This window comes from Nocardia sp. 2TAF39, from assembly GCF_052114905.1.
Lineage (GTDB): Bacteria > Actinomycetota > Actinomycetes > Mycobacteriales > Mycobacteriaceae > Nocardia.
In genome coordinates, this window is the sequence record NZ_JBFRFQ010000006.1 from 93,616 (window position 1) to 117,440 (window position 23,825).

General features: G+C 67.3%; 23 protein-coding genes and 2 pseudogenes. 18 read left to right on the forward strand and 7 right to left on the reverse strand.

Features of this window, described 5'->3' with window-relative positions:
* Nucleotides 1-20: 20 nt before the first annotated feature.
* The 5 genes from AB4Z47_RS05750 to AB4Z47_RS05770 all read right to left on the reverse strand — a co-directional run bounded on the left by AB4Z47_RS05750 (nucleotide 21) and on the right by AB4Z47_RS05770 (nucleotide 5,057).
* Entirely contained in the window at nucleotides 21-2,195 is a 2,175-nt protein-coding gene (locus AB4Z47_RS05750; protein ID WP_441948420.1) for an FUSC family protein, read from the reverse strand.
* A gap of 81 nt (nucleotides 2,196-2,276) precedes the next feature.
* The gene (locus AB4Z47_RS05755; RefSeq protein WP_441948422.1) at nucleotides 2,277-3,248 is read right to left on the reverse strand and encodes a cation diffusion facilitator family transporter; all 972 of its coding nucleotides are present in this window, start codon (nucleotides 3,246-3,248) and stop codon (nucleotides 2,277-2,279) included.
* A 315-nt stretch (nucleotides 3,249-3,563) separates the two neighbouring features.
* Entirely contained in the window at nucleotides 3,564-3,932 is a 369-nt protein-coding gene (crcB, locus tag AB4Z47_RS05760; protein WP_441948424.1) for a fluoride efflux transporter CrcB, read from the reverse strand.
* Nucleotides 3,929-4,411, reverse strand: coding sequence for a fluoride efflux transporter CrcB (gene crcB / locus AB4Z47_RS05765; RefSeq protein ID WP_441948425.1), 483 nt, complete (start codon nucleotides 4,409-4,411; stop codon nucleotides 3,929-3,931). The genes crcB (AB4Z47_RS05760) and crcB (AB4Z47_RS05765) overlap by 4 nt, the downstream gene beginning before the upstream one ends.
* 211 nt (nucleotides 4,412-4,622) lie before the next feature.
* Nucleotides 4,623-5,057, reverse strand: a complete 435-nt coding sequence (locus AB4Z47_RS05770) for a universal stress protein (protein ID WP_441948426.1) — start codon at nucleotides 5,055-5,057, stop codon at nucleotides 4,623-4,625.
* Nucleotides 5,058-5,444: 387 nt separating this feature from the next.
* On the opposite strand from AB4Z47_RS05770, the gene AB4Z47_RS05775 reads away from it, so the two are divergent.
* The 5 genes from AB4Z47_RS05775 to AB4Z47_RS05795 all read left to right on the forward strand — a co-directional run bounded on the left by AB4Z47_RS05775 (nucleotide 5,445) and on the right by AB4Z47_RS05795 (nucleotide 11,126).
* Entirely contained in the window at nucleotides 5,445-6,689 is a 1,245-nt protein-coding gene (locus AB4Z47_RS05775) for a phthiocerol/phthiodiolone dimycocerosyl transferase family protein (protein ID WP_441948428.1), read from the forward strand.
* Nucleotides 6,690-7,036: 347 nt separating this feature from the next.
* A complete protein-coding gene (locus AB4Z47_RS05780; protein WP_441948430.1) occupies nucleotides 7,037-8,242 on the forward strand; it encodes a cytochrome P450 in 1,206 nt (401 codons plus the stop codon).
* Between the two features lie 274 nt (nucleotides 8,243-8,516).
* On the forward strand, nucleotides 8,517-8,840 hold the full coding sequence (locus AB4Z47_RS05785; RefSeq protein ID WP_441948431.1) for a hypothetical protein: 324 nt from the start codon (nucleotides 8,517-8,519) through the stop codon (nucleotides 8,838-8,840).
* Nucleotides 8,837-10,126 (forward strand): hypothetical protein, encoded by a 1,290-nt coding sequence (locus tag AB4Z47_RS05790; RefSeq protein ID WP_441948433.1) that lies wholly within the window; start codon nucleotides 8,837-8,839, stop codon nucleotides 10,124-10,126. Before AB4Z47_RS05785 ends, AB4Z47_RS05790 begins: the two co-directional genes overlap by 4 nt.
* Nucleotides 10,113-11,126 (forward strand): hypothetical protein, encoded by a 1,014-nt coding sequence (locus AB4Z47_RS05795; RefSeq protein ID WP_441948434.1) that lies wholly within the window; start codon nucleotides 10,113-10,115, stop codon nucleotides 11,124-11,126. Before AB4Z47_RS05790 ends, AB4Z47_RS05795 begins: the two co-directional genes overlap by 14 nt.
* Nucleotides 11,127-11,293: 167 nt before the next feature.
* Here AB4Z47_RS05795 and AB4Z47_RS05800 read toward each other — a convergent pair.
* Both AB4Z47_RS05800 and AB4Z47_RS05805 read right to left on the reverse strand, forming a co-directional pair.
* Nucleotides 11,294-11,881 (reverse strand): annotated as a pseudogene (locus AB4Z47_RS05800) (carboxyl transferase domain-containing protein); the annotation flags it as partial.
* Between the two features lie 47 nt (nucleotides 11,882-11,928).
* Nucleotides 11,929-12,195 (reverse strand): annotated as a pseudogene (locus tag AB4Z47_RS05805) (biotin carboxylase N-terminal domain-containing protein); the annotation flags it as partial.
* A gap of 261 nt (nucleotides 12,196-12,456) precedes the next feature.
* Between AB4Z47_RS05805 and AB4Z47_RS05810 the strand changes: the two are divergent.
* From AB4Z47_RS05810 to AB4Z47_RS05870, 13 genes are all read left to right on the forward strand, one after another.
* A complete protein-coding gene (locus tag AB4Z47_RS05810; protein WP_441948436.1) occupies nucleotides 12,457-12,834 on the forward strand; it encodes a TcmI family type II polyketide cyclase in 378 nt (125 codons plus the stop codon).
* Nucleotides 12,835-13,092, forward strand: a complete 258-nt coding sequence (locus AB4Z47_RS05815) for an acyl carrier protein (protein WP_441948438.1) — start codon at nucleotides 12,835-12,837, stop codon at nucleotides 13,090-13,092.
* The gene (locus AB4Z47_RS05820) at nucleotides 13,092-13,559 is read left to right on the forward strand and encodes an SRPBCC family protein (protein ID WP_441948439.1); all 468 of its coding nucleotides are present in this window, start codon (nucleotides 13,092-13,094) and stop codon (nucleotides 13,557-13,559) included. Before AB4Z47_RS05815 ends, AB4Z47_RS05820 begins: the two co-directional genes overlap by 1 nt.
* A gap of 59 nt (nucleotides 13,560-13,618) precedes the next feature.
* Nucleotides 13,619-14,035: a cupin domain-containing protein gene (locus AB4Z47_RS05825; RefSeq protein ID WP_441948441.1), complete on the forward strand. Its 417-nt coding sequence runs from the start codon at nucleotides 13,619-13,621 to the stop codon at nucleotides 14,033-14,035.
* Nucleotides 14,032-15,294, forward strand: a complete 1,263-nt coding sequence (locus tag AB4Z47_RS05830; RefSeq protein WP_441948442.1) for a beta-ketoacyl-[acyl-carrier-protein] synthase family protein — start codon at nucleotides 14,032-14,034, stop codon at nucleotides 15,292-15,294. Before AB4Z47_RS05825 ends, AB4Z47_RS05830 begins: the two co-directional genes overlap by 4 nt.
* Nucleotides 15,291-16,538: a beta-ketoacyl synthase N-terminal-like domain-containing protein gene (locus tag AB4Z47_RS05835; RefSeq protein WP_441948444.1), complete on the forward strand. Its 1,248-nt coding sequence runs from the start codon at nucleotides 15,291-15,293 to the stop codon at nucleotides 16,536-16,538. Before AB4Z47_RS05830 ends, AB4Z47_RS05835 begins: the two co-directional genes overlap by 4 nt.
* Nucleotides 16,535-17,368 (forward strand): SDR family NAD(P)-dependent oxidoreductase, encoded by an 834-nt coding sequence (locus AB4Z47_RS05840; RefSeq protein WP_441948446.1) that lies wholly within the window; start codon nucleotides 16,535-16,537, stop codon nucleotides 17,366-17,368. The genes AB4Z47_RS05835 and AB4Z47_RS05840 overlap by 4 nt, the downstream gene beginning before the upstream one ends.
* Before the next feature lie 2 nt (nucleotides 17,369-17,370).
* Complete coding sequence (locus tag AB4Z47_RS05845) at nucleotides 17,371-17,697, forward strand: antibiotic biosynthesis monooxygenase family protein (RefSeq protein ID WP_441948447.1); 327 nt, start codon at nucleotides 17,371-17,373, stop codon at nucleotides 17,695-17,697.
* The gene (locus tag AB4Z47_RS05850; protein WP_441948449.1) at nucleotides 17,694-18,050 is read left to right on the forward strand and encodes an antibiotic biosynthesis monooxygenase family protein; all 357 of its coding nucleotides are present in this window, start codon (nucleotides 17,694-17,696) and stop codon (nucleotides 18,048-18,050) included. Before AB4Z47_RS05845 ends, AB4Z47_RS05850 begins: the two co-directional genes overlap by 4 nt.
* Nucleotides 18,047-18,283: a hypothetical protein gene (locus AB4Z47_RS05855; protein ID WP_441948451.1), complete on the forward strand. Its 237-nt coding sequence runs from the start codon at nucleotides 18,047-18,049 to the stop codon at nucleotides 18,281-18,283. The genes AB4Z47_RS05850 and AB4Z47_RS05855 overlap by 4 nt, the downstream gene beginning before the upstream one ends.
* A gap of 2 nt (nucleotides 18,284-18,285) precedes the next feature.
* Complete coding sequence (locus AB4Z47_RS05860; protein ID WP_441948453.1) at nucleotides 18,286-19,230, forward strand: class I SAM-dependent methyltransferase; 945 nt, start codon at nucleotides 18,286-18,288, stop codon at nucleotides 19,228-19,230.
* A 47-nt stretch (nucleotides 19,231-19,277) separates the two neighbouring features.
* Nucleotides 19,278-21,122, forward strand: coding sequence for an MFS transporter (locus AB4Z47_RS05865; protein ID WP_441948455.1), 1,845 nt, complete (start codon nucleotides 19,278-19,280; stop codon nucleotides 21,120-21,122).
* 535 nt (nucleotides 21,123-21,657) lie between these two features.
* Nucleotides 21,658-23,712 carry a serine/threonine-protein kinase gene (locus AB4Z47_RS05870; protein ID WP_441948457.1) on the forward strand — a complete coding sequence of 685 codons (2,055 nt, stop codon included), beginning with the start codon at nucleotides 21,658-21,660 and terminating at the stop codon, nucleotides 23,710-23,712.
* Nucleotides 23,713-23,825 lie beyond the last annotated feature (113 nt).

Sequence of the window (23,825 nt, forward strand, 5' to 3'; positions counted from 1 at the left end):
CGCATGCTCTGATCCGTGCGCTATTCGACGACGGCCTTGATCCGGTTCAGCGTCTCCCGCATCCCCTCGACGTTCGTCTTGCCGCGGGTCCATCCGGCCAGCAGCCAGTACAGCCGCAGAACCGGGTTGTTGTGCAGCTGGAACGACTCGGTCACCTCGGTGCCGCCCTCGACCGGCTCGAAGACGTAGCGCCAGGTGTTGATCGCCATGCCGCCCGGGCCCAGAACGGTGAACGCGAACTCGCGGCCCGGCGCACAGGCGACGATTCGGCACACCGTCCAGTACTTCAGACCCCAGCCGTTGCGGTTGACATGGCCGCGGAAGGTGACGCCGACCGCGGGCTCGGTGGCGCCGCCGAGCCATTGCGCGTCGTACGTCTCGGGACTGAACCGCCCGGTGTTCTCGATGTCGCTGACCAGTTCCCAGATCTTGTCGGCAGAGGCGGCCATCCGGACCGTCACGCTGTCCTGCATACGCCGAACGCTAGCAGGCGGTCGGTTCGGCGCCGATGGATCGAGTGTGCCGGATTCCAGACGGGCGGCCCAGCTGTCCACGTCGGGCAGCGGCCGACCCGAGGGCAGCACCCAGCAGGCGGCGAGCAGGTCGTAGCCGAGATGGGCGACGGCTGCGTGCTCCGGCCAGTGCTCGCGGGTCCACGCGGGATCGTCGGCTGCCGAGTCGATTCCGCTGCGGACCACCCCGACCAGTTCGAATTGCAGCCGCTGGACCAGTGCCCATGCCTCGGCGTTCATCGGCTGGGTGCGCAACAGGTCGAGCAGGGCGCGGGCCACGGACCGAACTCTGCGGGCCATCCAGCGGAAGGTGTGCCGATGCGCGTGCGGCGCGACACCGTGCAGCGCGACCACGGCGACGGCGACGCCGAGGACGGTCTCCATCAGACGATCCCGGATCACGGGCCCGACCGGCCCGCCCGCGGCTACGCCGCCCGCGATGAGCGCGACGGGCGTGATGAAGACGGCGGCCAGCGCGTAGTTGCGCGGCACGAACAGTTCGATGCAGAACTGGAGTACAGCGATCAGCACGATGAGCGCGTAGCCGGTCAGCGCGAGCTGGTACACGCCCGCGAATAGTCCGAGGCCGACGACGGTGCCGGCGAAACGATGGATGCCACGCACCTGACCGCGGACCCGATCGGGCCCGCTCTGCAAAACGATCAGCGCGCTGAGCACCGCCCAGTGCGGCCGTTCCATGCCGAGCAGCGCGCTGAGCACACCTGCGCCGAAGCAAGCCGCCGCGACGCGCAGGGCGCTGATCGCCGCGTGCGACGAGAACGACAGTGAACGCCGCAGCCGGAATGCCACGCTCGGGCGGGCGAACGAGATCAGCGGATCGACCAACAGGTCATCGGTGTCGTCGTCGAGGGCGTGCCCCGCGAGCCTGCGCCGTGCCACCAGCAGGGTGGCCAACATCTCGGATTCCGAAACGCCCGTCGGCAGACCCGCGTCGTACACTGCGGCCCAGGCGTCGGCCATCGCGGCGCCTGCCCGGTGCCGCAGATCGATGGCCCGCGTGCCCGCCTCCCGCGCCACGACGTACTCCTCGACCGCGCGCACCGCGGCCTCGACGGCCATTCGTTCAGGTTTGCGGTGGTCGCGCAGCACTCCGGCCATCGCGACGACAACCGACCCCGCCGCTCCGAAGGCAGTGCAGGACAACAGCATCGCGATCGAGGTGCCGGACTCGGCGGCCTTCACCGCGCCCGCGCAGACCAGCGCGAAGAACAGCGCGCCCGGTGGGCCGAGCCGCAGCGCGTCGATCACGAAAACGGTGATCACCGCGACAGCCGACACCACGGCCACGGTGATCAGCGAGGAGCCGAATCCGACGGAGAGCCCCCTGCCGACCAGCCCGCCGACAGCACACGCGGCGAACAGGGCCACACCGGCGGTGAGCACCACCCAGCCGCGCGCCCGGAACGGCCGCCGCTCGCCGTAGAGCACGGCAAAGGCGCCGAACATGACGAATACCGCCGCGTCCCGGTGCCCCAGCCCCGTGACGAGTGCGGCGGGCAGGGCGAACGCCGCGGCAGCGCGCACCGCCGCGCTCCATCGCCTGCCCACCGATGGCAGCGCGAACAGCAGAGCGCCGATCCGGCTCCTCGGCGGCATCGGATCCGGGTGTGTGGCGTCCACCTGCGCTCCTTTCGGCTCGCCGAGCCCGATTGCCTCGTTCACACCCTGGATTCGGTCACCGCCGATGCTCGGACTCCGCTCCCCGACGCGACCAGCGCATTCCGACCGAGCTCACTCGGTAGGTTACGGCGCGCCGATGCCCGCCGCGGACGCCGGGCGGTCGCGGTGCACCGGGCCGTGCGCATCGTCGCAGTGGTCGTCCAAGACCGGCAGCAGGCGTTGCGAGTCCGCGGCCGCCGCCACCTCGACGACGTGACTGTGGTCGACCTGCAAGGTGGTGTGGGTGATGTCGTAGTCGTGATCGAGCAGCCGCTCGATCCGCTGACGCAATCCGTGGCAGTCCGCGCCGGCCCGGACCAGCACGTGTGCCGACAGCGCGATGTCACCGGAGGTGATCTGCCAGACGTGCAGGTCGTGCACTTCGTCGACGCCGTCGATCTCCACCAGCCGGTGGCCGAGCGCGTCCGGATCGACACCCGCGGGCGCCGCCTCCAGGAAGATCCGGCCGGATTCACGCACCAGCCCGAGCCCCGCCTTGACCATCAGCGCGACCACGATCAGCGTGGCGATCGCATCCGCCCTGGCGAATCCGGTGACCAGCACGACGAGTCCGGCCAGGGCGGTGGCGAGGAATCCGTACAGATCGTTGAGCACGTGCTGGAAGGCGCCCTCCACGTTGAGGCTGGACCGATTCGCCTTGCTGATCGCCCACGCGGCCGCGATGTTGACCACGATGCCGACCAGCGCGGTCACCACCACGAGCCCGCCGGTCACCTCCGGTGGCTCCAGCAGACGCCGGACGGCCTCGTAGGTCAGCCAGCCGGCGAGCACGAGCAGCGTGATGCCGTTCGCCTGCGCCGACAGGATCTCGGCGCGCTTGTAGCCGTAGGTGTACTTGCCGCGCGCGGGACGGGCGGCGAGTCGGATGGCACCGAGCGCAAGCACGATCGACGCGGCGTCGGTGAGCATGTGCGCCGCGTCGGACAGCAGCGCCAGCGAGTTGGCCAGCAGACCGACCACGACCTCGACCACCATGAAGCCGCCGATCAGTGCCAGCGCTACGGTCAGCCACTTCCGGTCGGCATCGACGGACATCCCGTGTCCGTGTGTGTGATCATGCTCGTGTTCATGTCCCATCGACCCAGCCCGCTTTCATCTCAGCGACGTATGCGCATATCTGCATCTGTTACGTCAGCTTAGCTCACCCGGAATGGTCCACGACATCCCCGTCGAGTGACCTGGATCACGCCTACTACCCAGCTGCTGACACGAAGATAGTGAATTTCCCCGCCCACGGCCCAGCGCCCTGAACATCTTCCCTCGCAACGCGACACGGTGCACCCGGCAACGGACTCTGATCGGCGAGGTCGGAACCGAAGCGCGTGAGTGAGGGCGGCCCACCTCCAGCCGTCAGCCGAACAGGGCGTGCACCGCAGCGTAGGACGCGAAGGTTGCGCCCAGCCCGGCGACAACGCTGACCACGACGTTCATCGCGGCGTAGAAAAAGGCGCCGCGTTCGGCCAACCGCACGGTTTCGTAGCCGAAGGTGCTGTAGGTGGTCAGCGCGCCACAGAAACCGGTGCCGAGCAGAACGAACACGGGCGTCGACAGCGCGGTCCCGGCGCCGGCGAGTCCGCCGAGCACGAGGCATCCGGCGAAGTTGACGACGAACGTGCCCCACGGGAACAAGCTGTCCCGGCGGGCATGCACCGCCTGGACGGTGAGGTAGCGTAGCGGCGCCCCGATCGCGCCGCCGAGTGCCACCAGCAACACGATCACGCCGACCCCTCCCGCGCGTGGTGCAGGCGCTCGTACCCGGCCCGAGTGAGCCACATCGCCGCGAGTGTGGCGAGCAGGGCGCAGACCAGCGTGCCCGCCAGGTAGCCGAACGCGACAGCGATCGTGTCGAGCCGCAGCAAGTCGCGAATCTCGTTGACGTAGGTGGAGAAGGTGGTGAACCCGCCGAGCACGCCAACGCCGAGGAACAGGCGCACCAGTGGATGCGCCGCCCAGATCTCGGTGACCGCGACCATGAGCACGCCGATCAGAAAGCAGCCGATGACATTGGTGAGGAACGTGGCCCACGGCACGTGACCGTGCCGGGCGGGCAGCCACTGCGCGAGACCGTAGCGGGCCAGCGCGCCGAAGGCACCGCCCGCGGCGACGACCGGCAGCACGGTGCCGTGGGTGCGCCAGAGTTGCCGGCGGTGTGCCGACCCTCGCGCGGCGATGGGTTCTTCGGTCAGTTCACCGGGCACGGGATGTCTCCTACACGAACGACGAGGTGCTGTTCGAATAGGGACTGTCGGCGGCGGTCTGCCGCGGTTGTTCCGGATACCGGAGCGGCGAGCCCCACCGCCGCGTTGTGCCAAGGATAGTCACACCGGCAGCGCGATCGGGAACACGGAAGGGGATGCGACGGCCGGATTCCGGGGTCGAGGCGTCCCGACGTGCTTACCGGTGATCGGCCTATCCGTTGCCGTCGTGTGCGACGAGGACCGAGCAGTCGGCATGCCGCGCAGCCTTCTCCGCGGTACTGCCGATGAACCGACCCCAGATGCCGGAATGCCCGCTCCGTCCCAGAATCAGCAGGTCGGCAGCGTGGTCGGCAGCGGAGGTGGCGAGTTCCCGCGCCGCTTGCCCGGCCCGGATCTCCGCCCGCACTTCGATGCCCCTCCTTCCGGCGGCCTCGGCGGCCGTGCTGAGCCACCGGCGGCAGGCCAACTCCCCGACCGAACGCTCATCCTCTATTTCGCCGACCACCGGACCATAGTGCGGCAGATACTCTTCGACGGCGACTACGATCAGCGCGGAGTTGTGCACCGCCGCCAGTTCGAGCGCCATCTCCAAGGCGGCCCGGGCGCCGGGTGAGTCGTCGTACCCCACCACGATCCGCTGGAACACCTCTCCATTGTGATCCCTCGTCGGGAGCTGAACCAGCATTCGGCCGATGCCAAGCGATTCATTCCGCCGGTTCCCGTGTCGCCAGCACTTGGGCGGCCGCGCGCTCGCCGGAGCGGATCACGCCCTCGAGGTAGCCCGACACTCGATGGCAGTTTCGCCTGACCTGCCCGGTCATGAGAAACCTCCGGTGGTGCGGCTCTCCAGAGCCGCATTCTGCTCGCCGGAGTCGACCGTCCCGTCGCCGAGCACCGCGCGAAATGCTGCTGTAGCAACGACGAGAAACAGCACCGCTGGATGTCGCGATACACGACAGAAGCGATGATTCGAAGGAGACCGGCGCACCGCCTTGGGCTGGCGTCTGGGAGGAGCTCAGGTGGAGGAATCGATATGACCACAGCAATCGTCATCCGTCCGCTGGCTCCTAGTGAGGAGATCTTCGCCAACAGCGAAGTCTTCGTCGGCTATTCGGTTCGAGTAACGGGCCGGTTGAACCTGGCCGCGCTGGCGGCAGCGTTCGAGGCGGTTGTTCGGGCCCGCCCGATCCTCGGCGCCCGCTTGGAGCCGGATGGGCACGGCGGACACATCCTGCTCGAATCGCCCGGCGCGCCACCGGAGATCTCGGTCGCCGAAGGAGATCCGGAACGGTTGCTCGCCGGCGCGCAGCTGGATCAGCGCAGAACGCTCTGTGCGCTGTGCGTCGTGCGCGACGGCGAGAATGCGGGCGTCACGCTGGTCACCCACCACAGCATCGCGGATGCCTGCCATTCGCTGGCCGTGCTCGCCGAGCTATGGTCCAGCTATGCCGATCTGGCCGGGGGCCGCTCACCCGAGCTGGAGCCGCACGGTTACCCGAGTTCGGTGGAGGAGCTGCTGACCGCGCGCGGTATCGAAAAGTTCGATACACCCGCAATGCCGCCCCGTCCTACCGCGGCGGCCCGAACTCCCTGCGGCCCAGATGATCCCGGCTATCTACTCCCCCGCACGGCACGATGCAGGCTGACGAGAGAGCAGACCGCGGCACTGGCCGAGCTGGGGCACCGGGAAAACACCACGATCAACGGACTCGCCTCCGCCGCGATCCTGCTCACCGAGGCCGAGCTGCGTGAGCTACCCCTCTCCGAGCTGAGCTACACCTATTCGGTCGACCTGCGCACCCGCGTGGCGCAGCGGATCGGCATGACCGAGGGCACCAACGTCCTCGGCTTCGCGAACTTCGTCCCGGCGCCCGGAGTCGGCACGCTCGTCGGCCTGGCCCACGGCATCAGCGACTCCCTGTGCGCCGAACTCGCGACGGGTGCCGTGCAGCAGACCCCATTGCACATTCCGGATATCGCGTCCGGGCCCCCGCCGTCCGCGCCGGGAATCGTCCTCGCTACGAACTGGGGTCGCGTGCGACGGCCCCAGGTCCCGGACGGCTTGCGGGTCACCGACTTCCGCTCGATCATGCTGGGAAAGCCCGACAAGACCGGACACCGGCTGCAGCAGCCCAGCGGCACCATCATCATCAGCACCTTCGACGACCGACTGAGCATCGAGATCCACCATCCCGAGGAGACCACCGTCCAGCAGCGGTCCCGAGTGCGACTGCTCGCTTCGCACCTCTCCGCGTTCAGTGCCCTGGGCGCCCAGTAGCCCCGCGCCGGGCCGAGCGAAGGCGAGGCAGCCGCACAACGCGCGCAGCCGGACGGAGTCCGTCCACAGCCCCGCGCCGGGCCGAGCGAAGGCGAGGCAGCCGCACAACGCGCGCAGCCGGACGGAGTCCGTCCACAGCCCCGCGCCGGACCGAGCGAAGGCGAGGCAGCCGCACAACGCGCGCAGCCGGACGGAGTCCGTCCACAGCCCCGCGCCGGACCGAGCGAAGGCGAGGCAGCCGCACAACGCGCGCAGCCGGACGGAGTCCGTCCACAGCTCCGCGCCGGGCCGAGCGAAGGCGAGGCAGCCGCCTATTCTGCCAGGACGGCGGCAGTGAGGATTGAGTGATGGTGCGGGCGATCGGAACAGCGGCGCGGCTGCGGTGGGACGAGCACGCGAGGTGGCGCGGAGCGGTTCGGCGCGCGGAACTCCCCGGTGGTCAACAGGTTTGGGTGATCTCGGGATACAACGAGGTAGCCGCGCTGCTCGCCGACGAACGGCTGAGCCTGGACAAACGGCACTCCGGCGGCGGGTACGCGGGCTTCGCGCTGCCGCCCGCGCTGGACCGCAATCTGCTGAACATGGACGGTGACGAGCACGGCAGGATCAGACGGCTCGCGATGCCCGCGTTCTCGCGACGCTCGACCGAGAGCCTCGAGCTCGTGGTGCGCCGGATCGCCGACGAGACATTCGCCGCGCTGGCCGCGTCCGCGGGCCAGACGGTAGACCTGTTGGACCGGTTGTGCGTTCCGGTTCCCGCATTGGTCATCGGCGAATTGCTGGGCGTGCCTGCCGATCTCCATCCCGGCCTTCGGGATGCCGCAACGGCCATGGTGACTTTCGACCCGGCGTCGAAGGAGTCCGGCCAGCGGCTCGGCACGGCGATCGGCTGGTTGACCACGACCTTCACTGCTCTGATCGACGCGAAGCGCGCTGAGGCCGGCGACGATCTGCTCAGCGGATGGATCCGCGCCACCGACGACGAGACCCTCACCGGTGACGAACTCGTCTCGCTCGCCTTCCTGATGATGCTGGCCGGCCTGGAAAACGCGGTACACCTGTGTGGCAACCTGATTGCCGCGCTGCTCGGCTCCGGAGGTACCGCCGCGACCGATTGGGCCACCCGCCGCCGCGACCTGATGGAACGGGCGAACCCGCTGCCGTTCGCCATCCGCCGCTTCGCGGTAACCGATCTGACCGTCGGCGGCCACACCATCCCCCGCGGCGACACTGTCTTGCTCTCGGTGTTCGGCGCCGACTCCGATCCCGCCCGCGCGGGAAGGCCCAGCCTCATGTTCGGCCGTGGCCCGCACTACTGTCTGGGCGCGCGAACCGCCGACCTCATCGTGGACGCCGTCGTGCCGGAATTTTCGGCCCGGCACCCGCGGGCGCGGCTGGCCGTCCCGCAAGCCGAGTTGGCCTACCGAGACTCTTGGCGCGCGCACGGTCTGGTCGCGCTTCCGGTGGTCCTCGACGCTCGACCCGGCAACATATTCGACTGTGACGCGGCGCACAATATGATGTTCGGAGAAGGCGATTCGTGTTCCCGATGACGATTTCGATACATGAGTCAGGTGAAGGCCTTATCGGGCCCACGACACCGTGCCGCGAACGCTCCTGAGCAGGCTCGTCGGCCGATCGCCCTGCGCCGGTACTCCGATGCCGGCGAGACACCGGACGGCGGCCATCGGATCCGCTGCCGGCGTCCGCGGCCGCACTCGATCGAAACGGACACCGAGGATCGGCCGCGTGGTGTCCGGGTCGCACAGTACGCTTGGCGATGAATCATGGCGCGGCAGCGACAGACTGGGATCCGGGAGGGGAACAGTGGATACGCTCAGGCTCGACCCGGCGGCGGTGGCCGCCTACACCGCGATCGCGGACGCGGTGTCCAGACAATTGGCGTCGGCGGCGGCGGTCGCGTCCGGCGCGGTGAATCCCGACCAGCTGGCCGCCGATCTCGGCCTCGTGGGAGCGGAATTCGCGACACGGTTCGCTACGGCCGTGTCCGAACACGCGCAAGCGTTGTCGACCGCGGGACAGCTGGTCGGCACCTACGGGCAGGTCCTGCGCGATTACAGCGCGAAAGCACAAGGCGCCGACGCAGACACCGCGGGCGCCATCGACCAGGCGGGGGAGGCACTGGCATGAGAAGTTTGATGGGACTGCGGAAACGGGCGCAGGCCACGCAGGCCTCCGCCGAGACCACAAGGCCGCTGAGTACCGATCCTGGGGTCGACCCACCGATCGTGGCCGCGTTGGTGCGCCCGCTGCTGGCGTTACGTTCCTCACTCGGCACCGGCGTCGGCATTCCGAACGAAACGGCGACCAGCGCATTGTCGTCCGCGTCCACCAAGGCGGCCGATACCGAAGGCCCGCATCGCGACGGCCTGCATGCGCTGGAGTCGACCTGGATCTCTCGCGCCGCCGACGCCGCGGTGCCCGCACTGCGCACAACGCAGACCCAGATCGGCGACATCTCCGACCGGGGCCCGGCCTATCTGTCGGTGCTCACCGACGCGCACGCCACCTCCGGGCGCGCAGCGCAGCGCGTCGACCAGATCATCGCGGAGTTCCGACGCGACGCGCGCGAGATTCTGGACAACGCGACCACCGCCCCGGACACCGACGCCGTCATCGCACGCGCCACCCAGGCGCTGCGCGACGCCCTCACCACGGTCACGAACGCGCGATCGGAGATGGACGACCACACCAGGAAACTGGATGGCATGGGACCGCTCACGGTCACCACACCGGCAGGGGTGGCGCAGGGGCAATCCGTCCAACCCGGCGCCACAGGACAATTCGTGCCCGGCACCGCAGCGCAGGGGGCGGGGCAGCCGATGGACCCGGCGCTGGCCGCGCAGCTTCAATTGCAGCAGCAGCTCATCTCCGCGGGAGTGCAGATCGGCACCGCGGGCATCAGCGCGGGCGTCGACATCGGCACGCACATCATCGACAAGATCGCCGAGGTCGGCATCCACACCATCGACACCGTTGCGGCGTCGGCGGACAAGGCCATTTCCGAGGCGATCCACCCCGGCTCCACCACCCACGACGACAGCGTGAAGAACTCGCCCAACTCCTCGAAACTGTTCGACTTCGGCGGTGGGTCGCAGGACAGCAAACCCGGGACGTCGACCGGTCCCGGCGCCTCCACTTCCGCGCCCACCGCGAAGTCGGACGCGCCGAAGCCGCAGAGCAGGCCCATTCCCGGGACGGGACCATTTGCCGAATCCGCCCCCGCGCCTGCCACCCGCCCGGACCAGCAGGCCCGCCCGGGACCGGCGGGCGGCATGGTGATTCCGCCGACGCCGCCCCTGCCCGGGACAGACCAGGAGCACAAGCCCCGCGACGGCCAACTCGGCGTGACCGTGCCGTCCATGGCGACCGCCGTCGTGCCCGTGCTGGGCGAATTCGACGATGACGCCCCCTGACCGGGAGCATCCGAGTCAGGGCCCGGCCCAGAGCAATCCGTTCGACACGGGTCTGCCGATGCTGCGCACGCCCGCGGGCAAGGGGGCGAAGCGCCGACGCCCACCTGGTCGCCGCAGACCGGTTCGTCGCCGCGAACCGGAACTCGACCTTCCCCAATCGGAACTCGACCTTTCCGAGCCGTCACCGACGGACAAGACGAGTACGCGGCCGCGATTCGGGGAGTGGGAAGAATGGCTCGAGCCTGCGGCCCCGAGCGAGAAGCTGCCCGACCCACCCGTCGCGCAGAACCGGCATGTGCCTGCCGTCGACGACGAACCACCGAAGGTCGAGGACAACGCCGTCCAGGCGCCCACGATCGTCAACCGATCCGGAATCCACCCCGGCACTCCGGTTCGCCGACCCCGGCGAACGGATCAGCAGCGCAACAATCGTCCACTGGCCGTGCTGATCGTGCTCGGGGTCGTGGTCGCGGCCGTCTCGATCGCGCTGACCATCCTCTACGGTTCCGGATCGAATTCGCGCACGACCGCGGCGAGTTCACCCGCGCGTGCATCACGTTCCGCACAAGCCACCTCGGCGACAACGACATCGGCCAGGCCACCATGGGCCATCGCGACACCAGGCTGCGAGCAACGGCGCACCGCCGACGTCATTTCCGGCACCGACCCCGGCGGGACCGGCAACGGCCCCGACGCCATCCTGGCCTTCGAGTACGCCTACTACGCCGAGCGTTCCGGGTACCGGGCCCGCGCGGTGGTCGCCCCGGACGCGGCGGTCGCGCCCGCCGAGCAGATCCAGCGCGGCATCAATCAGGTGCCGGCCGGCACCCGCTACTGCGTGCTGATCACCCGCACCGGGGACGTCGCCGATGGGCAGGCGCGGTGGGAGGTCCGGTTGACCCAGCAGTTCCCGGATGAGCAGCCCAGCACGTTCACACAGATCGTCACCACCCGGACGGGCTCGAGCCAGACCCTGATCACCGGCATAGCACCGGCCTGACGGTTCGGTGGGTTGTCTCCGAGAAAGTTCTGGGTCGGCGCCTGACCAGCAAAGAAGCCGCGTCGAGAGGCCGACTACCTGCGTGCCTGACTCGAAAAACCATGCCGTGTTCTTCGTGATGGCGGTCGCTGCGAACACCAGCTGACCACCCGCGCCGATACTCGCGACTAGCAGACCGCTGTGCGGGCCATGCCGCGCTCGATGGCTGCGACGAGTCGCGGGCGTAGCGCGGCCGCGTGGACGATCGAGTGCACGGAACCGACCTCGCGGGCGCGCTCGATGTTGTGCACAGCCTCGAACTCAGCAGCGACCTCGCCCAGTTTGTCCGAGCGCACCGCGGAACGAGTGGCAGCGAGTTCGACGCGCAGCCGGGCTCTTTCGGCACCGTCGGCGGCGGTCGAGATCTGCTGCTCGAGCTCGCGCACTGCCTGGTCCGCAGCGGTGCGGGTGTTCACCTGGCGGGAGAACACGACCGCCGCGGCAGGTGCGCTGCCGATGACGGAGGCGAAGGATCCCTCGACGGCGAGCACCTCCATCTTGTCGTTGAGCGCGCCGGGGAATACCACGAACGCTCCGCCATGGTAGCGCGAGATGACGCAGAACACAATCGGGCCGTCGAAATTGACTATGGCGCGGCCGATTTCGGCGCCGTACTCGAGTTGGATGCCGCGCAGCGATTCTGGTGAGCCGTCGAAGCCGGAGAGATTCGCCAGTACCACCACCGGACGGCTGCCGCTGGCGGCGCGTCGGCCTCGGCCGCGAGCAACGCGCGCTCGAGCTCGGCGTGGTCGAGGTATGGGTTGACCACGCCGTTGCGCCGCAGGGTGACACTCTCGTCCGCCTGGCGCACGAACATCGCGCGCCGCTCGGCATCGGTGTGCAGGGCGATGGTGCGGATTCCGTGATTGTGCTCGGCGTTGAGCTCCCGGACGGCCCGGGTCAGGCGCACGGCCGCTTCGCCTCTCTTGACTATTGCAATCCGCTTGATCATTTTCCGAATCCAGCCTGGTGCCGGCGAATCGCATACTTCCGCGTTACCGTCGACACCACTTCGAGGTGTGCCGTGCATACCGGCGGCACGAAGGTCGAGAAATATTTTCTCGCGGTCGGGCGCCACCCTGAGTGTTGATTATCACCACCCTCGGGTTCCGGATCGGGGACATCAGGGTGGTGGATCACCCGCCGGCTTCGCTCATAAAGTTCATGTTGTGTTCCGATGCAATGAGGCGTTGGGCCCATTCCCCACGAAGCCGGATCGGAGAAGATTCATGGTCATTCAATATTGCAGCAGTCACGCGGCGGTGCCGCGTATTCCACGGGGAGTCGCCGGATGAACCGTTCACTGATTATCGCTCGAATACGCCCGGACGCCGTTTCCCGCGTTGCCGAGATCTTCGCCGAATCCGACGCGACAGCTCTTCCGGTGATCGCCGGCGTCTCCCGGCGAGAACTCTACGCCCTGGACGATCTGTATGTGCACATGCTGGAGACCACCGAAACCGGTAATACCGCAATCGGTCTCGCTCAGCAGCATCCGGAATTCGCCCGCGTGAGCTCCCGGCTGGGTGAATTCATTTCACCCTACCTTCCTACCTGGCAATCCCCGGCGGATGCCCGCGCACGCATGTTCTACAGCTGGACACCGCAAACAGGCCCGACGCCGGAAAGCGTGTCGGATGTCCCTACGAAATGGAACAAGGAAAAATAAATGTCCGAAAGATTCACCATCCAAACTCTGCGGGCGATCCTGGATAAGCACGTCGGGGTCGACGTCAGCCCAGACGAGTTGACGGCCGCAGACCGGCTGACAATGGCGGAACTCAGCGTGGATTCGCTGGCCGTCTTCGAGATTCAGAGCGTTGTGCAACGCGACTTCGACGTCGAGTTGCCCGACGAGCTCCTCGACATGACCGGCGCGCAAGTGGTCCGGTACGTCGAGCGCAAATCGAGTGTGGAGGTCGCCTGATGCCAGGACATACAGAAAACTCGATCCACATCGACGCACCACTCGACGTGGTATGGAATTCGACCAACGACGTGCGCCGCTGGCCGGATCTGTTCTCCGAATACGCCGCCGTCGATGTTCTCGCAGAGCACGGCGACGCCGTCCGATTCCGGCTCACGATGCATCCGGACGAGGCGGGTCGCATATGGAGTTGGGTCAGCGAGCGAACCGTTGATCCGGTCCACAGGACCGTGCAAGCCCATCGGGTGGAGACCGGGCCGTTCGAATACATGCGCATCCACTGGCACTATGCCGAGTCCGGATCGGGCACCCGAATGACCTGGGTGCAGGACTTCCACATGCGCCAGGATGCGCCGCTCGACGACGCCGGGATGACCGACCGAATCAACACCAACAGCGCGGTCCAAATGCAGCTCATCAAAGAAAAGGTCGAAAGGTCCCGCAACTTCGCGCGAACGCTCACCTGACCGCGGCACCCAGCGCCCGACCCATGCCGCCGCATCATTCGTCGAGAGGATCTGTCATCATGCCGGATATTCGACCGAACCGCGTTGATATTTCCGACCTTCCCGCCGACCGCCGCCGGGGAGGTGAAATCAAGACCGTACTGAGCCCGAAAACCGTCGGCAGCACGTCCGGATTCACCGGCGTTGCCACGCTCGAGCCCGGGGAACGCATCGCCGAGCACTACCACCCGTATTCCGAGGAGTTTCTGTTCTGCGTGCAGGGCGACCTCACCGTCGACCTCGACAGTGCGGAGTGGTCCCTGACCGCGGGGCAGGGATTGTTCGTGCCGATCGGTGTCCGGCACCGGTTGCGCAATACCGGGAACGAGACCGCAAGCATCGTCTTCCATCTCGGACCGCTGGCCCCACGACCCGAACTCGGCCACGTCGACACCGAGTCGCCGGCAGCTTCCCCCGCGATGCCGGAGGTGCGATGACACGCGTCGCCGTGACGGGGATCGGGGTCGTCGCTCCAGGCGGAATCGGACGCGAGCCGTTCTGGGACTGTTTGTCGTCCGGGAGGACGGCGACCCGCCGGATCAGTTCCTTCGATCCGACCGGATTCCGCTCCCAGGTGGCGGCGGAATGCGATTTCGACCCGCAGGCATGCGGGTTGTCGCCCAGGCAAGCGCGCCGCTGCGATCGGATGACCCAGTTCGCTCTCGTCGCCGCCCGCGAGGCGTTGCACGACTGCGGTCTCGAGTTGTCCGACGCCGCGCGTGCGGTATTCGGGGTGTCGCTGGGCTCAGCGGTAGGGGCGACCATCACCCTGGAGAGCGAGTACCTGGTCGCCAGTAACAACGGCCAGGAATGGCTGGTCGACGAGGGCTCGGTGCTGCCGTACCTGTATCAGGCCCTCGTCCCCAGCAGCATGGCCGGCGAGGTGGCTGCGGACTTCGAGTTGCACGGCCCGGCCGCGGTCATCTCGACCGGCTGCACGTCCGGGATCGACTCGATCGGTCACGGACTGCACATGATCGAAGACGGTGACGCCGACTTCGTCCTCGCGGGAGCATCGGACGCGCCGATCTCACCGATCTCCGTCGCGGCGTTCGACGCGATCCGGGCGACCACCGATGACAACGACGATCCCCCGCACGCGTCCCGCCCCTTCGATCTGACGCGGAACGGATTCGTGCTCGGGGAAGGCGCGGCGGTGCTGATGTTGGAGAAGCTCGAACACGCCCTGGATCGAGGTGCGTACATCTACAGCGAGATCGGTGGGTACGCCTCGCGCTGCAACGGCTACCACATGACCGGACTCCGCCCGGACGGACTGGAGATGAGCATCGCCATCCGCGAAGCGATGGACCAGGCCCGGCTCGATGCAGGCGCGATCGACTACATCAGCGCCCACGGCTCGGGCACCAAGCAAAACGACCGCCATGAAACGGCCGCCTTCAAAAAGGCGCTCGGTGCCGCCGCGTACGAGGTGCCGATCAGCTCGATCAAGTCGATGGTCGGGCACTCGCTCGGCGCGATCGGCTCCATCGAGATGGTGGCCTGTGCGTTGGCGATCGACACCGGGGTGATACCACCGACCGCCAACTGGAGTAACCGAGACCCGGAGTGCGACTTGGACTACGTCCCCGATACCGCCCGCAACGCAACAGTCGATACGGCGTTGTCGGTCGGCAGTGGGTTCGGCGGGTTCCAGTCCGCGATGGTCTTCACCCGTCCGGAGGAATTGCGATGAGCCGACGGGCAGTGATCACCGGGATCGGCGTCGTGGCCCCGAGCGGCACGTCGGCGAGCGAGCACTGGAAGACCGTGGTGGCGGGCGAGAACCGAATCGCACCGATCACCCACTTCGACGCCTCCGAGTACTCGACCACGCTGGCCGGAGAGGTCCGTGACTTCGTGCCGGAACAGCACCTGGACCGCCGACTGATCGTGCAGACCGACCGGTGGACGTGGTTGTCGCTGGCGGCCACAACCCAAGCCTTGGCCGATGCGGAACTCGATCCGTCCAGCCTGGATCCGTATCGGATGTCGGTCGCATTGGCGAGCTCATCGGGCGGAAATCACTTCGGCCAGCGGGAGCTGCAGCGGCTGTGGTCAGGAGCGAGCCGCACCGTCGGCGCCTACCAGTCGATCGCCTGGTTCTATGCGGCAAGCGTTGGGCAAACCTCGATTCTGCATCAGATGAAGGGCCCGTCGAGCGTGCTCGTCGCCGAAGCAGCGGGCGGCCTGGACAGCCTCGGATACGCGGCACGCGCTATCCGTCGCGGAGTCGACGTCGTCGTTGCCGGCGGCACCGAAGCGCCACTGGGCCCCTACGCGCTGACCTGCCTGCAGCGCAGCGGATGGCTGAGCCGGCGGACCGACCCGGCACGCGGATATCTGCCCTTCGACACCGATGCCGCCGGATACGTCCCCGCCGAAGGCGGTGCCATCTTCGTGGTGGAAGAAGAGCAGCACGCCCTGCGGCGCGGCGCACCGTACGTGTATGCGGAGGTCGCCGGGTACGCCGCCACCCACGACGGGCGCACCTCCCGCCCGCGCGGCGACATGACCGGCGAGCAGCCGTCGAAATACCTTGCCGCTGCCTTACATCGAGCACTGCAGCGCGCGCAGACCTCGCCAGGACGAACAGATGTCCTGTTCGCCGACGCGACCGGCGTGCCGACCGCCGACCGGGCCGAAGCCGAGGCGATCCGCACCGTCTTCCCCGACGGGGTGCCCGTCACCAGTCACAAAGGACTGCTGGGCAGAGCCGCCCACGGCAGCTCCGCGCTCGACGTCGCCACCGCCGTGCTGGCAATGCGCGAACAAACCCTGCCTGCGTTCGGGGCATTGGCCAACCCGGCCCCCGGATGCGAACTCGATTTCATCGCTGCTCCGCAACGAGCGGCCGTCCACGTCGCCGCCGTCGCCGCCCGCGGATACGACGGCTTCAACAGTGCGTTGATACTGCGCCGAACCAAAGGAGACCAGTGAACGACAACGAGAACACCGGCGCCGGCCGGCTCGGACCCGCTGCTGCGCGACAGCGTGAGCATCCGACCACCGCCAACCCCCCAGCCGTGCAGCAGGCGCAGCTGAACCTGCGACTGACCGGCAAGACCGCGATCGTCACCGGCGGCACCCGCGGCATCGGCCTGGGCATCGTCCGCGCCTTGGCCGCGCAAGGCGCGCACGTGACAGCGATCGGCAGCAAACCCAGCGACGCCGCCGCCAACCTCGCACGCGAACTGGACAAGGCCACCGCACCCGGCCGTGTGTGCTTCGCGAACGTCACCGACCCCGCGGAAGTCGCCGCCACCGTCGAGACTGCCCCGGCCACCGTCGACATCGTCGTCAACAACGCAGGGGTCGTGTCGAATACGCCACTGCTGCAGATGGATCCGGACGAATGGCACCGCATCGTCGACACCAATTTGACCGGGATGTACCTGGTGGTGCGCGCGCTTCTGCCTCGCCTCGGCAAGTCCGCGTCGATCGTCAACATCTCCTCCGCCGTCGCGAACGTCGGAATGCCCAACCGGACGCACTACACAGCGTCCAAAGCCGGCGTGCACGGCCTGACTCGCTCGCTGTGCAAGGAATTGGGGCCACAGGGCATCCGCGTCAACACCGTCGCCCCTGGAATCATCGAAACCGACCAGCTCATCGGTCTGGCCGAACCTCAGAAACAGCGCTACGCAGCCCTGGCGGCCCTCGGCCGTCTCGGCCGCCCCGGCGACGTCGCCGGTGCCGTGCTGTTCCTCGCCAGCGAACTCGCGCAGTTCGTCAACGGCATCTGCCTCAACGTCGACGGAGGAATCTGACGATGACCGCCTTGCGCGCCACCATCACCATGACCGTCGCAAGACGCGACGCTACCCGCCTGCTCAACGGCCTGCGGCCGGTGTTCACCTTGGCCGCACAGTCCCCGGGTTTCCTCCGGCAGCGCATCACCCGAGCCGTATCCGCGGACCCGGACGTGCGCACCTTCGTCGTCACCAGCGACTGGGCTGACGAGGGCTGCTTCCATGCCTTCGAACGCAGCCGCACACAGGACGCCGCCACCGCCGCGTTGCGTGCCGTCCGCACCAGCAACGACATGCAACTGAGCACGGTGGACGTACCGGCCCGTACCGGCCAGGTGATCGCATGACGGCGCGAGTGATGGTCCGCGCCCGCATACGGGCGGGGGAGGAAGCAGCCTTCGAAGCCGCATATGCGCAGGTCACTGCGCAGGTGGCGGGTACACCAGGCCATATTCGTGACGAGTTGCTGCGGCCGTGCGCCGACGACGACCACTACATCCTGCTGTCGGAATGGACCGACGAAGAGGCGTTCCTCGCCTGGGAAGACGCCCCGATCCACCGGCAGACCACCACCCCCATGCGTCCGTACTGGGCGGGGCGAGTCCGCCGCGACATCCACATCGTCGCGCACTCCAGTACCGCACACATCCCCTCGCCCACGAACACCGCCACGCCGGCGCCGGAAGGAGAACTTTCGTGACCGCGACCGCACCATCCCGCGCCGGCCCGGACTCGTCCGGCCTCCGCCTATCGACCTTCACCGTGCCGCCCGTCCTCGTCCGCACACTGCGGTGGCTTCTCGAAGGTGTCGGCACTTACGGGCTCGCGCTGCACGGCTACAGCCTCGAGCAGGTCCTGGCCACCGACCACACGGCCGCCGAACCATCCCCCACCCATCGCACCAGCAACCCCACCCTGATCGGAGAAAAGTGAGCATGCGCAACGACAACGATTCCTGGGACATCAAGACGAGCGTCGGCGCCACGGCGCTGTTCGTCGCGGCAGCCCGCGGCCTGGCCGCTCGGCACCCGCAGGCCCTTGCCGTCGACGAGTTCGCCGAAGTGTTCTGTCGCGCCGCAGGTGACGAATGGGCCGAGCTGTTCACCGCCGACCCGGAACTGACGAAACACCATCCGCTGCGCTCGGCCGACTTCGGATCGCTGTTTCAAGATTTCCAAGCCGCACGCACCCGGTACTTCGACGACTATCTGCGCTCCACCGCCGAGGCGGGCGTGCGTCAAGTCGTCATCCTCGCCGCCGGACTCGACTCCCGCGCGTACCGCCTGCCCTGGCCGGACGGCGCGGTCATCTACGAACTCGACCGCCCGCCGGTACTCGAATTCAAACGCGCCGTGCTCGACCAGGCCGGCGCGACGACTACCGCCGATCGTCACGAAGTCGCCGTCGATCTGCGCGACGACTGGTCAACTGCCCTGCGCGACAGCGGCTTCGACCCATCGCTACCGACAGCATGGCTGGTCGAAGGTCTCGTCATCTACCTCACCCCCGCCGCCCAAGATCAACTGTTCGACACCCTGAACGCACTGTCCGCCCCGGGCAGCTGGCTGGGCATCGAGGAAATGGCCACGATCGATTCCGGCGTCTACTCGGCCATGACCACGCCGTCCACCGATCCCGACAGCTACGACCGCGGTGCGGGCGCACGCTGGGCCGGACTCATCTACAACGATCGCAAAACCCAAGCGGTGCAATGGTTCACACCGCAGGGCTGGACCGGTGCCGCCACCGGCCTGGTCGACTACTTGCAATCCCTCGGCCGTGCCGTCCCCGCCGGCGGTGAGTCGGTGGGGCACTTCAACTCGTCCCTGATGAGCCTCGCGACCGTGCGGAAGCCGTCGTCGGCGAACTCTCGGCCCTGACCGAAATCATCCGCGCTATAGCACTGTCAACGATGGGAGGGCCATAGATGGAGTGGCAGTGGGGTCGTACGGTCACCGAAAGGGCCGCAGCCGCTTCGTGGACCAGCAGGCAGGTCGACATGGTGCAGCCGTCGATTCGCGATTCGGAGGCTCACGACGTCTGCCGGGCCGTCGCGAGCGCGCCGGTATCCCAGCAGCGTTCGACGCCGCCCGGGCGCAGACGTTGGATCGCGCTCGTAGTCGTCCTCGTCGCGGGGTTTATGGACCTGCTCGACACCACCATCGTCAACGTCGCGGTACCGAGCATCCAACGCGACCTTCGGGCGCAATACGCACAGCTCGAATGGATCGTCGCGGGATACGTGCTGGCGTTCGCCGCGGTCCTCATCACCAGCGGCAGGCTCGGCGACATCTACGGCCGACGCCGGCTGTTCCTGACCGGAGTCGCAGGGTTCACCATCACCTCGGCGCTGTGCGGCATCGCGGGCAGCCCAGGCATGCTCATCGTCTCTCGGTTTCTTCAAGGCGGCACCGCCGGCCTGATGGTGCCGCAGATCCTGGCGATTATCCACGTGACCTTCCCGCTCCACGACCGCGGCAGGGTGTTCGGCTTCTTCGGCGCCGTCGTCGGGTCGGCGGCAGTCGTCGGGCCGGCCTTCGGTGGTGCACTGGTCGACTGGAATGTGTTCGACCTCCACTGGCGGCTGATCTTTCTGATCAATGTCCCGGTCGGTATCGCCGCTATCGCTGTGGCCCGGTTCGTGGTGCGTGAATCGAAGTCCGCGACCGCTGCGAAGCTCGATCTCGTCGGCGCCGCACTCGTCACTGCCGCGATCGCGATGCTCGTCTACCCGCTCACCGAAGGCCGCCGATTCGGCTGGCCGGCATGGACTTTCGCAATGATGACCGGAGCGGCCGTGCTGCTTGCGGTCCTTGTCCGCTACGAACGGCGGCGGGACCGGACGGTCGGTTCACCGCTGGTCGTGCTCGGGTTGTTCCGGGCGCGATCGTTCACGATCGGCAGCGGGCTCTGGCTGATCTTCTGGATCGCGCTCGGCGGATTCTTCCTCGTCTGGACGCTCTACATGCAACTCGGCCTCGGCTGGTCGCCACTGCGGGCCGGTCTGACTTCCGGCGCCTTCGCCATCGGCGCTGCCGCGGCGGCAGGCATGTCCGTGCAGGTGCTCGTACCTCGGTACGGGCGGCGCGTGCTGCTGACGGGAGCATTGCTCAACGCGATCGGCTTCGCGGGCTACATTTGGGCCGCGTGGCGCTACGGCCCCGCGATCACCTCCTGGCAGATGATCGCCCCGCTGATCGTTTCGGGACTCGGCTTCGGCCTGGTCGTCTCGCCGACTGTCGACTTCGTGCTGGCGAAAGTCCCCGAAGACGATGCCGGTTCGGCCTCCGGTCTGCTGAACACCGCGCAGCAGCTCGGCATCGCACTCGGCGTCTCGCTCGCCGGCGTGATCTTCTTCGCCCAGCTCGACAGCGGTTCCGATCGCGGCGTCGACACGGTCGCACCCCAGGTGCGCACCGAACTCGCCGCGGTCGGCTTGGACACCTCGGCGCAGGCGCGGATCATCTCCGACTTGCGAGCTTGCGTGCAGGACAGATCGGCAGGCACCAACCCCACCGAGGCTCCGCCGAGCTGCCAGGCCGTCCAGGCTCGGGCCACTCAGTCCGGAAGGCCTGATCGGGTAACCGAAATCCTCAGCGCAGCAGGCGAAAAGGCGAACGCGGAAAACTTCTCCCGTACGTTCGGGCTCACGCTGTGGTGGGCGGTGGGAATTCTCGCTGCCGTCTTCGCGGGATTCTTCGCGGTCCCTCGACGCGCAGAACCTCGCGATCCGGATCCTCTTGGGTTCGATACGCATCCGAGTGCCGCCTAGTGTGCTGACCGTGCATGTGCACGCCGCCGAACACCGCCGCGGCGATGCACCCGCCCACCGACAAGGAGACCGCCGGCCACCAGCAGCACCGACGGGCCCACAATCCCGGCATGGGCGACGTCCGAGGCGGACTCGGGCGGGAAATGGTTCGGGTTCGACTCCAGTTGGGCGGGTTGTCGCCGGAAGTACTGCTGATGCCCGGACACACCGAGGACCTGCTGGTGTGGCCGTCGACACCGGCACCGGGTGGCTGCCGCGCATCGGAGCGATACCCTTGAGTAGGGAGGTCTGGCGGAAAGGAGATACTGTGGGTCAACTAGGAGGCAGGGCCGCATCGCGCGTAGCCGCCATGTGATCGCCCGGGGCTGATCTCGAGCTTCCGATGCACGAGCCGATCGATCTGGTCGATTCAGCTGAACGAACCCGCACAGCGCTTGCCACTGTCGTGGCACTTTTTTCAGAGGCTTGGGCGTCCGGGTCCCCACCCGACCTGTCGGCATACCTACCCTCTGAACCAGCTCAGCGGCGAACGATATTGATCGAACTGATCAAGATCGACCTCGAATACCGCTGGCTTCGTCATCACTTTCCCAAACGACTGATCGAATATCGTGCGGAATTCGCAGAACTGCAGAATGGCCCGCTTCCAGCCGAATTGGTCTACGAGGAATTCCACGCCATGCGCCGCGGTCCGCACGCACCGGCGACCATGATCGCTGAGGCCGCCGCTACGGCGGCCGGCCCTGAAGTGGCACGGCTCACGAGCGATTACCGCAGCACGATGATTGCTCGTCCAAGTGCCCAAGTAGTCCTCGACGCCATCGACGTCGGCGACCATATCGACGATTTCGACCTCCTGATGAGGGTCGGGTCCGGCGCCTTCGCCCAGGTGTACCTCGCCCGGCAACAATCGATGCAGCGACTGGTCGCGGTCAAGATTTCCCACAATCATGGCATCGAGCCACAGACTCTCGCCCAATTGGACCACGAATACATCGTGCGCATCTACGACCAGCGACTCATCGCCGATGGCGAGCTGAAGCTGCTCTACATGCAGTACCTACCCGGAGGAACGCTGCTCGACGTACTACGCTTACAGCGCACGACGCCTGCGGAACACCGCAGTGGGCAACTGCTGCTCGATGCTGTCGACCAGATACTTTCCGATAAAGGCGAGGTTCGGCCCACAGAATCTGCCATTCGGACCCGAACCGCCACACTGACATGGCCGGAGACCATCGCCTGGCTGGGCCGCCGACTCGCGGACGCACTCGAGCATGCGGCCGAACGAGGGGTGTTGCATCGAGACATCAAACCCGCGAACGTGCTGCTGAGCGCCGAGGGAATCCCGAAATTGGCCGACTTCAACGTCAGCTCCAGCACACGAATCAGGGGGGCAAGTCCCCTGGCGTACTTCGGCGGGTCACTGGCGTACATGTCGCCCGAACAGCTCGAAGCCTGTCATCCCGACCTGTCGGCGACCGCCGCCGACCTCGACACTCGAAGCGACATCTTCGCGCTGGCCGTCATGCTGTGGGAGTTGCTCACCGGACGCCGCCCATTCGCGGACGAACGGTCCGCCGGCGAGTCGGAGACGTCGCTGGCCCGCATGCTCGCACTGCGGCGTAGACCCGTCGAGGCGAAGTTCCTGGCGGAGCTTCCGCCGGATTGCCCCATGGCGTTGCGCCTGGTGCTGCTGAAGTGTCTGTCGCCCCACCGCGAAGACCGCTACTCCTGCGGTTCGGAATTGGCCCAGCAGCTCGACTTGTGCCTCGACGAGAGGGCCCGCGACCTCGTCTATCCGCCGCCGAACAGTTGGCGGGCACGACTTTCACGACGACCCACCCCCATTCTGTGGTCATCTTCGTTGGTCGGCGTCGGCCTGGCTACGGTCTACCTGGCCGTGCACCTCCAGGAACTGATCGCCGCGCGCCTGCCCGATGTCACCGCCTCGCAGCTCTACAAGGGCACCATCATTTACGACCTCTTTGCCTTTCCGCTGTCCGTCCTCATCTACGTATACATATCGCGCGATTTGCTCGCTGTCCCGCGCGGCTCGCGCGATGGCAGACGCTACGACGAGGTAAAGCTCGCGCGGGTGCGGTCGCGAACACTATTCTGGGGAGATCTGTGTGCGATGAACACCCTCCTGTTCGCGGTTCTCGGAACCGTGACAGGGGTGATGCTGCTCATCTGGTTTACCGACCTTCCGGTGCGGATGCTGGTCCATGCGGCAACGACCGTTCTGGTGACGGGCAGCATCTCGGTTGCCTACACGTATTTCCTTTCGACGTTCTACGTCGTCCGCTGTGTTTATCCCATCTATTTGCGCCACGGCCGCACCACGGCGCGTGACTCCGCCGATCTTCGCGAGCAGCGTCGAAGAACCACGGTCTATCTCGCGGTGACAGCGTCGGTGCCGCTGGTCGGGGTGCTGGCCGGATTCAGCGCCCTCGAACCTGCGGAGCTTCCGCTCGTGCGCGATTCGGTTCTGGGGTTGTGCGCGGCCTCCGGGCTCGCGTTCGTCGCCGTTTATTGGTTGTTCAGGAAGCTGGATGCAGACCTGCGCGCGCTCGAGCGGGTGGTCTAGCAAATCAGCCGCGGTCTGCCCGCTGTACCTGGGACACCTGCTCCGCACAACCGGCGTCATGTCGAATGACAGGTTCGGTCGGACGTTCGGGTCACGGCGACGTGACCCGAAGC